Consider the following 11,874-nt stretch of genomic DNA (forward strand, 5'->3'; position numbering starts at 1 on the left):
TGATTTTATAAAACTACGTGACCGAGTTTCATTAATTTGTCGTGGTTGAGAATTTTGATATTTCTTCCGTCTACTTCGATGAGATTGTCTCCCTTGAATTCTGAAATAAGACGGATGGCACTTTCTGTAGCCGTGCCGATGATGTTGGCGATCTCTTCTCTGGTCAAAGAAATTTTAATAAATCCTTCCGGATCGACGCCTAATTTCTGTTCCAGAAGCAATAAAATCTCTGCAAGCCTTTCTCTTACGGTCTTTTGTGCAAGGAAAGTAATGGTGTTGGAAGATTCTCCCAATTCGTAAGCAATTTTCTGAAGCATGATGAAAGAAAGCTTAGGATCTACTTCCAAAAGATACATGAAAACATCCGCCGGCAGAAAAGTGGCTTCAATGTCGGTCATGGCTTCAGCTTTAGCCTGAAAATTTTCTCCGCAAAGTAAAGAACGGTAACCGATGATATCGCCTTCTTTAATAAATCTTAAAATCTGGTCTTTCCCGAATGCCCCGGATTTCGAGAGTTTGGCAGCTCCTTTTTCCAAAACAAACACTCCTTTCGGCGCTTCTCCGTCTTCGAAAATCGTATCATGCTTCTGAAAAGTCAGTTTCTTTTTAGCATTGATATATTTCTCAAAATCAGCACTGGAAAGCCTATCCCTGAATGATTTATCATTAAAAACTCTGGCGAACCTGTCTTCGATTGCAATCTGTTGTTCCTGCGACATTTTATATGACATTTATCACAAAAATAGAACTTTTTAACTCGATAAACAAAAAAATTTGTTATAATTTTGTAGTTCAATAATTTATGGAGGTGAGCGAGAACTGTTTTCATTGTGGTCAAGGTATAGAAAAAGAAAGAATTTTATTTGATGAGAAGACTTTCTGTTGCAACGGTTGCAAATCGGTCTACGAAATACTGAATACCAATAATCTAAGTAACTTTTACGAACTAAACAAACGCGCCGGAATCCGTCCTGATGAAAGCTCATCGCAATTCGACTATCTGGACACTCCGGAAATCTTTGAGAAAGTAACGGATTTTTCTGAAGGAAACACCAGCCTGGTCACTTTCAAAATCCCTGTCATCCACTGTTCTTCATGTATCTGGTTACTGGAAAGCCTTCACACTTTAAACCATCACATCAACTACTCTCAGGTCAATTTTACGAGGAAAACGTTGCAGATTTCGTTTAATCATCATGATTTAAAGCTGAGCGAACTCGCCAATTTCCTGATGAACCTAGGTTACAAACCGGTGATCAGCCTGGAAACCGCAGATAAAAATGTGGAACACCTGGACAAATCGCTGCTTGTAAAATTTGCTATTGCCGCATTTGCCTTCGGAAACGGAATGTTTCTCGCCTTCCCGGAATATATCGGCGGGGAGGATTACTGGATGGAACACTACAAAGGCCTTTTCCGTGCTCTGATGTGCCTGCTTGCCATCCCTGTGGTTGTTTATTCTGCTTCGGATTATTATAAATCAGCCTGGTATGGCCTTAAAAACAAAATCGTTAACATCGATGTACCGATCGTTCTGGGAATTATTGTTCTTTTCGGACGCAGCCTGTACGAGGTTGCCACCGATTACGGACCCGGATATTTCGATACGCTTTGCGGCTTATTGTTCTTCATGCTTCTCGGTAAGATTTTCCAGAAAAGAACCTACAATGCGCTTTCCTATGACAGAGATTACAAATCTTTTTATCCGATTGCGGTTACAAAGGTTGATTTTGAAGGCAAACAGGACAATATTCTTCTTTCGGAAGTTAAAATCGGCGACCGTATCATGGTCAGAAACCAGGAAATCATTCCGGTTGATGCCATCCTGATCAACGGTGAGGGGAATATAGACAACAGCTTCATTACCGGAGAGAGTGCCACCATCAGCAAACAGCCCGGTGACAAGATCTTTGCCGGCGGAAAACAGATCGGATCTTCTCTTGAACTGGAAGTTATCAAAAACGTTGACCAGAGTTACCTTACCCAGCTTTGGAATAAAGAAGCATTTAAAAAACATGAAACCGGGCTCGATACCTTAACCAATAATGTGAGTAAATATTTCACATTCATTATTTTAGGTATTGCTTTGGTCTCCGGGATTTATTGGTATTTTATTGATCTTGATAAAATGTTCCAGGTCATTTCCGCTATCCTGATTATTGCCTGCCCATGTGCGCTTGCGTTGTCAGCTCCGTTTACTTTCGGCCACATTATGAGGATTTTAGGAAGAAATAAGTTCTATGTTAAAGATACTTTAACCATAGAAAAAATCGCCAAGCTGGATACGATTGTTTTTGACAAAACCGGAACTATCACGCACAGAAAAAAATCCAATATCAAATACGATGGATCAGAGATCAAAGAGTTTGATTTACTTAATATTAAAACTTTATTAAAGAACTCGAACCACCCGCTTTCAAAATCCCTTTATGATTTTCTTGAAGTCAATGACGATTATTATCTTGTTGAAAATTTCCGGGAAATTTCAGGAAAAGGATACGAGGCGAGCATCAGAGGAAATACATACAAGATCGGTTCTGCAAGGTATAACAATCAGGAATCAAAGAATCTTGAGACCGCGGTGTACATCAGCAAAAATGATGAATTTTTAGGTAAATTCATTTTCAAAAACGAATACCGCGAGAATCTTAAAAATCTGTTTAAAAAACTCGCAGGATACCATGTTTTTATATTGAGCGGCGACAATTCTTCTGAGGAAAACCAGTTGAAAGAATTAATTCCGGCTTACAAAGGAATGGCTTTCAATCAAAATCCCGAAGACAAACTGAACTACATCAAAAACCTTCAGGATCAAAACTTTAAAGTGGCCATGCTGGGAGACGGATTAAATGATGCAGGAGCTTTGAAGCAAAGTAACGTGGGAATTGCAATAGCCGACGACACCAACAGCTTCACGCCCTCTTCAGATGTGATCATGAATGGCGAAAAAGTAGTACAGCTCGACAAATACCTGAATCTCTGCAAAGGCTCGATGACGATTGTGAAAATAACATTCATAATCAGTTTTCTTTATAATGTTGTCGGATTGAGCTATGCGGTGACGGGACATATGCATCCTCTTTTTGCAGCTTTGATCATGCCGGCAAGTTCCATTACAGTGGTTTCATTCACTACACTTTCGACCTGGATTCTGGGTAGGAAATATTTCAGAAGAGGCTCGTAAACGCCCTTATTTAGACTGATTTTAAATTAGCCGAAACCCATATTTCGTGACGAATGTCATTATTTTTCACTAAATTTGAACCCCGAAAATAGGTTAATTTTGTTGTCTAATGGATATTCTATATTTAATGATCCTTTGCAGTGTTTCTTTAGCTGCAGTTTTTCTGGTCGTGTTTATAGTGTACGCCAGAAAAGGGCAGTTTGAGGACGACGAATCCCCGGCTGTCAGAATTCTTTTCGACTCTGATGAAATCAAGGAAAAAGAAGACACTGGCAACAAAGAAAACGATGATGAAAAGGGAGAAGTAAAAAAAATTGAAGAAAAAAGTGAATAGTTGATATGGAAACACAAAAGTTTAGTTATGACAACAGTATTGTCCGGGCATTCCTTTATGCGACCGTAGTTTTCGGGATCATAGGGTTTTTGTTTGGGCTTACAGCTGCATTAATGCTTTTCTACCCTGAGCTTCCGGAATTTTTATTTGGAACGGATGACACCACCATTAGCAGTATGGGAGGTAGTATACAAGGCTTAATAAACACACATGGCGCATTTGGGTTCGGAAGAATCAGAATGCTGCACACCTCTACTGTTATTTTTGCATTCGTAATGAATGTTGTATATGTGGGAGTATATTACTCTCTACAGCGACTTCTGAAAACAAGAATGTACAGTGACACCCTGTCCTGGATCCATTTCTGGACCTGGCAGATTATGATCGTAGTGACTTACATTACGTTCTTCATGGGAATTAACACTTCTAAAGAATACGCGGAGCACGAATGGCCGATCGATATTTTAATTACCATTTCGTGGGTAATCTTCGGTGCCAATATGTTCTTAACAATCGCTAAGAGAAGGGTAAGACACTTATATGTAGCCATCTGGTTCTACATCGGAACCTGGATTGCAGTGGCCATGCTTCATATTTTCAATAATCTTGAGGTGCCTTTATCTTTCACAGGCTGGAAATCTTATTCAGCCTATGCAGGGGTAAAAGATGCCATCGTACAGTGGTGGTACGGTCACAATGCAGTTGCATTCGTACTGACAACGCCGGTGCTTGGTTTGATGTATTACTTCTTACCGAAAGCGGCTGACAGACCGGTATTCTCTTATAAATTATCTATTATTCACTTCTGGTCACTGATCTTCGTTTATATCTGGGCTGGTCCTCACCACCTTCAGTATACGGCGCTTCCGGCTTGGGCTCAGGCGGTGGGAACAGGGTTCTCCATCATGCTGATCGCTCCATCCTGGGGAGGAATGCTGAACGGATTACTGACTTTAAGAGGTGCCTGGGATAAAGTAAGAGAAAATCCTATTCTTAAATTCTTCGTTGTAGCCGTAACTTGTTACGGGATGGCAACATTCGAAGGACCGTTATTGGCAACTAAAAACATCAACAAAATCGGTCACTTTACAGACTGGGTAATCGGACACGTACACTTAGGTGCTCTTGGATGGAATGGTTTCATGGCATTCGGGGTAATCTACTATCTGATCCCAATTCTTTGGAGAACGAAATTATATTCCGTGAAATTGGCCAACTGGCATTTCTGGCTGGGAACATTGGGGATCATTTTCTATGCGGTACCGATGTATATCTCAGGATTTACCCAGGGATTAATGTGGAAACAGTTTAACCCGGATGGAACATTGGTTTGGAAAAACTGGCTGGACACCGTGACAGCGATCATTCCTTACTTCAAAATGAGATTCGTAGGAGGATTATTTTATCTTTCAGGAGCTCTTTTAATGGTGGTAAACCTTATTGCTACCGTGAGAAAAGGATCATTCCAGAAAGATGTACCTGCAGAAGCTCCTGCACTGGCAAACATCAACAAAAAACGTAAAGAAGGAGAAGGAACTCACCTTTGGCTGGAAAGAACTCCGGTATTGATGGGTATTTTATCTTTACTAACCATCTCCATCGGTAGTATGGTGGAAATCATTCCTACGTTATCACTTAAGAAAAGTGTACCTACCATTTCGGCAGTGAAGCCTTATTCTCCGCTTGAATTAGAAGGTAGAGATATTTATATCAGAGAAGGATGTAATGCATGTCACTCACAGATGGTAAGACCATTCAGAGATGAGATTGTAAGATTCAACGGTAAAAACGGACAGTATTCCAAAGCCGGAGAATTCGTATATGACAGACCGTTCCTTTGGGGATCAAAAAGAACCGGACCGGATTTGCACAGGGAAGGTGGTAAAAACCCAAGTTCATGGCATTATAAGCACATGTACAACCCGAGATCGACTTCCGCAGGTTCCATCATGCCTCGTTACCCTTGGCTAATCGCTACCAACCTGGACCGATCTAAAATGGTAGATAAAATGAAGCTGATGAAGAGTGCATTTGAAGTACCTTATACCAAAGCTGAAATCGATTCTGCCAATTCATGGGCAGACAACCAGGCTTCTAAAATTGTAAGAGATATCTTCTCGGAAGCAGCCGACCTTAAAGATGCCTATGCAAAAAAACCTAAAGGGGAACTGGAGAAGAAAGAAGTGGTAGCACTGATCTCTTATCTTCAGAGACTAGGAACGGATATCAAGACAACTGAAATTAAAACAGCAAGTAATAACTAACATTAAAAAGTTCCCATCATGATACCTCAGAACTTTAAAGACATATTATCCAATACCGACAATGCTGGTTTTTACCAGACCTTGGCTCTGATTTTCTTTTTGCTGTTCTTCGTAGCACTGGTAATTTACGTTTTTAGCAGGCCTAAAAAGTTTTACAAAGAAGAAGAGGAAGCTCCTCTGAGTGATGATCAGGATGATGATTTTAATTTAAAAAATTAATCTATTTATTATGAAACAAAGAACACCGGTTTTTATAAACATCTTAATCATAATCGGACTTTTAATAGTTTTTTATTATCTGTTTGTACAAAGTTATGAGTTCCTTGGGTCTCCGTATTTCTGGGGTACCGTAGTAATTGCTGGTATTTTGGCCTATATCCACAGTGCAATCGGGGATCTTATTGAAAACAATAAATTCAAGAAGCTGTCTGCTGAAGAGAAAGCAGCTTATCTGGCTGAGAAAAAAGTACCTTATTTTACAAGGCTATACCACGCAGCATTTAAAAAACAATCTGCTGCCGAGGAGAAAGATATCCTCATCGACCACGGTTTCGACGGAATTATGGAATTAGACAATCAATTACCGAAATGGTGGCTGGGTCTGTTCTATTTTGGGACCGCTTTTTGTATTGTTTACGTTGCAGCATTCTCGTTCACAGATTTTGCTCATCCAATAAATGAATATGAAAAAGAATACAAGGAGCAGATTGCAGCAATTGATATCTACAATAAAACTCAGCCTCCTGTAACGATTGAAACAGCGAAATATTCTGCGGATAATATTGCAGAAGGTAAAGAGCTTTTTAAAACAAACTGTGCATCTTGTCATAAAGAAGACGGTAGCGGTGGTATCGGTCCGAACCTTACGGACAACTTCTGGATCAACCAGCCGGAGAAAACATTATTCAAAAATGTATTCCATATGGACTGGAACGGATCGCCTACCAACCCGGCGATGAGACCATTCGGTAAAAACGGGGAAGTTTCCGGTGCTGAAATTGAAAAAATTGCAGCGTATGTATACCACATCAACCAGGAATTGCCTCCGGTGACACCAGCTCAGGGTGGTGCCGCCCCTCAGGGAACCGAAGCGCATTGGGAAAAAGAATAATTTTTAACAAAAAAAATTAGAAACATATGAAAAACATAATTCGTTATTACATTAAAAAATAGTAGCGAATTATGTTTTTCTTTTTTTAAATATATTACAAATGTCAGACATAGAAGAAATAGAAGCACGCGGCGGACAGGGACAGGTTCTGGACCCTGAAACTTACAGAGATTCTATAGGCACCATGGATCAGTCCGGTAAAAGGAAATGGGTGTATCCCAGAAAGCCTAAAGGTAAGTATACCAACTACAGGTATCTGGTAAGCATTGTTTTATTGCTAATTTATTTTTCAGTACCATTTATCAAGATCAATGGTAACCCTCTTATATTGTTTAATGTTATAGACCGGGAGTTCTTCATTTTCGGACAGCCTTTCTATCCACAGGACTTTTTCATCCTTACCCTTGGAGCAATTGCTTCCCTTATTTTCATTATTGTATTTACGATTGCTTTCGGCAGAATTTTCTGCGGGTGGATATGCCCTCAGACAATTTTCCTAGAAATGATTTTCCGTAAAATAGAATATGCTATCGAGGGAGACAGGAACAAGCAGATGAAACTTGACCGTCAGGAATGGAATACCGAGAAAATCTGGAAAAGAGGACTGAAATGGACGATCTACATTATTATTTCTCTTATCATCACACACTTTATGTTCATGTATATTGTGGGTTATGAAGAGGTCTTCAGAATTGTTTCGGAAGGGCCATTCGCCAACCCTACCAACTTCATTGTAATGATCCTGCTTACGGCAGCATTTTACTTTGTATTTGCATGGTTCAGGGAACAGGTTTGTACTTTGGTATGTCCTTACGGAAGATTGCAGGGCGTCTTGATCGATAAAGATACCGTGAATGTTTTCTACGATTTCAAAAGAGGGGAAAACAGAGCCAAATGGAGAAAAGGAGAAAACCGAAAAGCTGCCGGAAAAGGAGACTGTATCGACTGCCATCAGTGTGTGGTCGTATGCCCTACCGGAATCGATATCAGGGACGGTCAGCAGCTGGAATGTGTAAACTGTACCGCCTGTATTGATGCCTGCGATGAAGTAATGGAAAAAGTGGGTCTTCCGAAAGGTCTCATCCGATATGCGACGGAAAACGAAATTGAGAAGGAGACCAAATTTAAATTTACAGGAAGGATGAAAGGCTTTGCGGTAATTCTTGTACTTCTTACCGCATTTTTAGGTTATCTTCTTTATAACCGTGGTGAGATGGAAGCCAAATTCATTAAACCCGCAGGAAGTACCTTCTTTGTAAGAGACGGAAAAATTACCAATACCTATAATTACACGTTCCTGAATAAAACAAACGAGAAGAAAACTGTAACGATCAAGGTGATCGAACCAAAACACGGAGAAGTTATTTACAGTGCATCCAGCAAGATCACGGTAGATCGCGACAAGATCACCAAAGGAACGGTAAACATCAGTTTCCCCGAAAGCGAGATGAATCTCTCTAAGCAGAACATCACCATCGGAGTGTATGATATGAGCGGGAAGTTGGTAGATTCTTACCAGACTTATTTTGAAGGACCTTTTAAACTACAATTTTAATTTAATAAATCAGCCTCAATATCAGCAGAACATCTGATGATATTGAGGTTTTAAAATACAATTCCGAAGAAATGAAAAAATTCAGTTGGGGACACGGTGTTGTCATTGCATTAGCAGCGTTCATGATCTTTATTCTTTCCATGCTTTTCCTGTTTCCGAACGGACAGAAAAACTCTGAAATGGTAACCGATAATTATTATGAAGAAGAACTTAAATACCAGGACGTCATCGATGCAAAGAAGAGAGCCGATGAATTACAGGAAAAGCCGGTCTATAACCAGGATAAAGCCGGCATAAGGATTACCTTCCCGAAAGACTACGACAATTCGAACACGACGGTAAAATTTGTTTTAAACAGAACCGATGACCAGAATTTAGATGTGCACAGATCTGTACAGCTTGATGCCAACAAATCTTTTTTAATCCCTGCTCAGGTACTGAAGCTGGGAAATTATACCCTGAGATTGAGCTGGACCAAGGATAAAACAGACTATCGAATGGATTATGATGTAATATGGAAATAGCACTCATCCTGTCTGCCATAGGGTTGGGATTTGCTTCCGGCTTCCACTGTGTCGGAATGTGCGGCCCGATTGCCCTGTCGATGGGATTAACGAAAAAACAGGCAACCAATTTTTATCTTCAGAATCTTACCTACCAGTTCGGAAGAATCTTTACGTATTCTCTTTTAGGAGCTATCCTGGGGATCATCGGTGAAGGTTTCGAAATGGCAGGAATTCAGAAATACCTCACTATTTCGGTGGGAATTCTTCTCATCATTATGGCGGTATTTTCATTTGGAGGAAAAGATTTCGCTTCGAAAATACCATTCTTTTCAAAGTTTTTATTTAAAGTAAAATCAAATCTGGGAAGACTCCTGCAAAAAGCAGATTACCGTTCAAGATTCACGACCGGTGTTCTGAATGGTTTCCTGCCCTGCGGAATGGTGTATATGGCTTTAACGGCAAGTCTTGCCAGCGGCGGGATATGGCAGGGAGCTTCCTATATGGCTTTATTTGGTCTGGGAACCCTTCCGTTCATGTTTGCGGTAGTTTTGGCCGGAAACCTCATGAATCAGGCTTTCAGGATAAAAGTATTGAAAGTAATCCCTGTGGTGATGATCATCCTGGGAGGATTGTTCATTGTAAGAGGCCTTGAGCTGGGAATACCGTACATTTCTCCAAGAGCAGAATCCATGACCATATCCAAAGACCATCAGGGTGACTGTCATTTGCCGGGAGATCACAGTACGCACAGCCACAGCAATACAAACTGTCATTAAATTTTAAGCTAAATTTTTAAATTATACCAAGCCCTTCGGACGATGATTCGAAAGGTTTGCTGTTTGTTATTTTAAGCATGATATGATGCATTTTGATTAAAGCTAAATTCAATTTTTCCGGAAACCTTCCTGCAGGCTGCAGCAAACTTTCCGGGAAGCAAGAAACCTTCCTGCACCCTTGCAACAACTTTTCCGGTAACCGGGAAAGGCTGTTGCAACCTTGCGACAAACTTTCCCGGAAAAAATTAAAGCAAAGAAAAACCACCGGAGATTTCCGGTGGTCTGTTATATAACATTAAAATTCTTAATTAATCACATCAAATCTCGCATATTCGGCGATCTTCTTCGGAAGCTTAATTCCTTCTTCGGTCTGGTTGTTTTCAAGCAAAGCAGCCATAATTCTTGGCAATGCCATCGCAGAACCGTTCAGGGTATGTACCAGCTGGGATTTTCCGTCTGTTTTATAACGGCATTTCAACCGGTTAGCCTGGAATGTTTCAAAGTTGGATACGGAACTTACTTCGAGCCATTTTTCCTGTGCGGCACTCCATACTTCAAAGTCGTAAGTCATGGCAGATGCAAAACCGGTATCTCCTCCACAAAGCCTCAATACACGGTAAGGAAGTTCAAGATCACTCAAAATTTCTTTGATGTGTTCTACCATTTCTTCTAAAACCGCATAGGAGTTTTCCGGTTTTTCAATTCTTACGATTTCTACTTTTTCAAACTGGTGAAGACGGTTTAACCCTCTTACGTGAGCTCCGTAGCTTCCCGCTTCTCTTCTGTAGCACTGTGAGAAAGCTGTATTTTTAATCGGTAAATCTCTTTCTTCAAGTAAGACATCACGATAGAGATTGGTAACAGGGACTTCTGCGGTCGGGATCAGGTAAAGATTATCTTCATTAATAAAATACATCTGACCTTCTTTGTCCGGAAGCTGCCCGGTTCCATATCCTGAAGCTTCGTTTACCACGTGAGGAGGGTTCACTTCCATATAGCCTTTCTCCACGTTTTTATCTAAAAAATACTGTACCAGGGCTCTCTGCAGACGGGCTCCTTTTCCGAGATATACAGGAAAACCGGCTCCGGCAATCTTTACGCCAAGCTCAAAATCGATAAGGTTATATTTTTTTGCTAATTCCCAGTGAGGAATTGCCCCTTCGCCGAGGCCTTCCACGTCATGAGACTGATAAATGATTTCGTTGTCATCCGCAGAAGCACCATTTTTTACTTTCTCATGCGGAATATTCGGAAGCTGGTAAAGAATGTTGATCAGCTCTTTTTCTTTGACATCTAACTGGGATTTCAATTCCGACGTCGACTCTTTAAGCTGTGCTGTTTTAGATTTTGCAGATTCGGCTTCTTCTTTTTTCCCTTCTTTCATCAACAGGCCGATCTCTTTGGAAATTTTGTTGCTTTCGGAAAGCTGGGAATCCAGTTCAAACTGAATTCTTTTTCTTTCGTCGTCGGTAGCAATCGCCTCGTCTACCAACTCAAGATTCCTGAATTGTCTTTTCTTAAGACCTTCTAAAACGCGCTCTTTATTGTCGCGCAAAAAATTGACTTGTAACATTTTATTTAGATGTTAGTTATTAGAATGTTGAACATCAGAATGTCAACAGTTTTGCAAATGTATAAAATTATTTTACGATTGTAACTACGTTCGGCGACCCCTCCTGCTTTGTGAATCTTAGCGTATCATTATAATACACCCTGGAGACTTCGAACAGTGACGGTGTCATCCTGTATTCTATCCTGAGCTTTTCTTCAATCGTATCTAAAATTGTATTGTTAAGTCTCTTGATCAGAGAAACCGTAATGTTGGAACGGTAGATTTTATTATTGGGATCGATTGAGTCTACCCCTACTCTTTTTGCTCCGGCAATATATTCGATGAAAAGGGTGGAATCTGCGGTTGCCTTTAAGGTACTGTTTACAGGCGCAAGATCTGCCACTCCATTGTCATCATTAAAGGAATAGGTGAAATAGGTAGAATCTTTCTTATTGTGAAAAAGATCTCTTCCCGATTTGTTTTTCATATAAATATTTAGAATCTGGTCGATTCTCTGCAACTCGTCGTCACCGGTTCTGCAACTCAGAAACGCTCCAAAAACAACCAGAAGTCCGAAAAAAATATTCTTCAT

At 40.3% G+C, this 11,874-nt stretch carries 11 protein-coding genes; 8 read left to right on the forward strand and 3 right to left on the reverse strand.

Translation table 11 applies throughout. From position 1 onward, the window contains the following. Positions 1 to 5: 5 nt before the first annotated feature. Positions 6 to 719, reverse strand: a complete 714-nt coding sequence (locus AC0N32_RS00535; protein ID WP_476391932.1) for a Crp/Fnr family transcriptional regulator — start codon at positions 717 to 719, stop codon at positions 6 to 8. Positions 720 to 808: 89 nt separating this feature from the next. Here AC0N32_RS00535 and AC0N32_RS00540 point away from each other — a divergent pair, with 89 nt between their 5' ends. The 8 genes from AC0N32_RS00540 (at position 809) to AC0N32_RS00575 (ending at position 9,730) form a co-directional block, all read left to right on the forward strand. Beyond that, positions 809 to 3,184, forward strand: coding sequence for a heavy metal translocating P-type ATPase (locus AC0N32_RS00540; RefSeq protein WP_476391933.1), 2,376 nt, complete (start codon positions 809 to 811; stop codon positions 3,182 to 3,184). A 109-nt stretch (positions 3,185 to 3,293) separates the two neighbouring features. Then, positions 3,294 to 3,518 (forward strand): cbb3-type cytochrome oxidase assembly protein CcoS, encoded by a 225-nt coding sequence (gene ccoS / locus AC0N32_RS00545; protein ID WP_476391934.1) that lies wholly within the window; start codon positions 3,294 to 3,296, stop codon positions 3,516 to 3,518. Positions 3,519 to 3,523: 5 nt separating this feature from the next. Then, positions 3,524 to 5,782 carry a cytochrome-c oxidase, cbb3-type subunit I gene (gene ccoN, locus AC0N32_RS00550; RefSeq protein WP_476391935.1) on the forward strand — a complete coding sequence of 753 codons (2,259 nt, stop codon included), beginning with the start codon at positions 3,524 to 3,526 and terminating at the stop codon, positions 5,780 to 5,782. Between the two features lie 18 nt (positions 5,783 to 5,800). Next, positions 5,801 to 6,001, forward strand: a complete 201-nt coding sequence (locus AC0N32_RS00555) for a CcoQ/FixQ family Cbb3-type cytochrome c oxidase assembly chaperone (protein WP_476391936.1) — start codon at positions 5,801 to 5,803, stop codon at positions 5,999 to 6,001. A 10-nt stretch (positions 6,002 to 6,011) separates the two neighbouring features. Beyond that, complete coding sequence (locus AC0N32_RS00560) at positions 6,012 to 6,893, forward strand: cbb3-type cytochrome c oxidase N-terminal domain-containing protein (RefSeq protein ID WP_476391937.1); 882 nt, start codon at positions 6,012 to 6,014, stop codon at positions 6,891 to 6,893. A 100-nt stretch (positions 6,894 to 6,993) separates the two neighbouring features. Beyond that, positions 6,994 to 8,448 carry a cytochrome c oxidase accessory protein CcoG gene (gene ccoG / locus AC0N32_RS00565; protein WP_476391938.1) on the forward strand — a complete coding sequence of 485 codons (1,455 nt, stop codon included), beginning with the start codon at positions 6,994 to 6,996 and terminating at the stop codon, positions 8,446 to 8,448. Between the two features lie 71 nt (positions 8,449 to 8,519). Next, on the forward strand, positions 8,520 to 8,972 hold the full coding sequence (locus tag AC0N32_RS00570; protein ID WP_476391939.1) for a FixH family protein: 453 nt from the start codon (positions 8,520 to 8,522) through the stop codon (positions 8,970 to 8,972). Further along, complete coding sequence (locus tag AC0N32_RS00575; RefSeq protein WP_476391940.1) at positions 8,963 to 9,730, forward strand: sulfite exporter TauE/SafE family protein; 768 nt, start codon at positions 8,963 to 8,965, stop codon at positions 9,728 to 9,730. Before AC0N32_RS00570 ends, AC0N32_RS00575 begins: the two co-directional genes overlap by 10 nt. Before the next feature lie 304 nt (positions 9,731 to 10,034). Here AC0N32_RS00575 and serS read toward each other — a convergent pair whose 3' ends face one another. Together serS and AC0N32_RS00585 are read right to left on the reverse strand one after the other, a co-directional pair. Next, positions 10,035 to 11,303, reverse strand: coding sequence for a serine--tRNA ligase (serS, locus tag AC0N32_RS00580; RefSeq protein ID WP_476391941.1), 1,269 nt, complete (start codon positions 11,301 to 11,303; stop codon positions 10,035 to 10,037). Between the two features lie 67 nt (positions 11,304 to 11,370). Next, on the reverse strand, positions 11,371 to 11,874 hold the full coding sequence (locus AC0N32_RS00585) for a hypothetical protein (RefSeq protein ID WP_476391942.1): 504 nt from the start codon (positions 11,872 to 11,874) through the stop codon (positions 11,371 to 11,373).

The sequence above is a fragment of the Chryseobacterium endophyticum genome, from assembly GCF_056333165.1.

What these genes read in the sequence shown, in the direction of transcription:
- AC0N32_RS00535 (WP_476391932.1), bottom strand. Translation starts at nt 719, where the DNA reads ATGTCGCAGGAACAACAGATTGCAATCGAAGACAGGTTCGCCAGAGTT.
- ccoS (WP_476391934.1), top strand. Translation starts at nt 3,294, where the DNA reads ATGGATATTCTATATTTAATGATCCTTTGCAGTGTTTCTTTAGCTGCA.
- ccoN (WP_476391935.1), top strand. Translation starts at nt 3,524, where the DNA reads ATGGAAACACAAAAGTTTAGTTATGACAACAGTATTGTCCGGGCATTC.
- AC0N32_RS00555 (WP_476391936.1), top strand. Translation starts at nt 5,801, where the DNA reads ATGATACCTCAGAACTTTAAAGACATATTATCCAATACCGACAATGCT.
- AC0N32_RS00560 (WP_476391937.1), top strand. Translation starts at nt 6,012, where the DNA reads ATGAAACAAAGAACACCGGTTTTTATAAACATCTTAATCATAATCGGA.
- ccoG (WP_476391938.1), top strand. Translation starts at nt 6,994, where the DNA reads ATGTCAGACATAGAAGAAATAGAAGCACGCGGCGGACAGGGACAGGTT.
- AC0N32_RS00570 (WP_476391939.1), top strand. Translation starts at nt 8,520, where the DNA reads ATGAAAAAATTCAGTTGGGGACACGGTGTTGTCATTGCATTAGCAGCG.
- AC0N32_RS00575 (WP_476391940.1), top strand. Translation starts at nt 8,963, where the DNA reads ATGGAAATAGCACTCATCCTGTCTGCCATAGGGTTGGGATTTGCTTCC.
- serS (WP_476391941.1), bottom strand. Translation starts at nt 11,303, where the DNA reads ATGTTACAAGTCAATTTTTTGCGCGACAATAAAGAGCGCGTTTTAGAA.
- AC0N32_RS00585 (WP_476391942.1), bottom strand. Translation starts at nt 11,874, where the DNA reads ATGAAGAATATTTTTTTCGGACTTCTGGTTGTTTTTGGAGCGTTTCTG.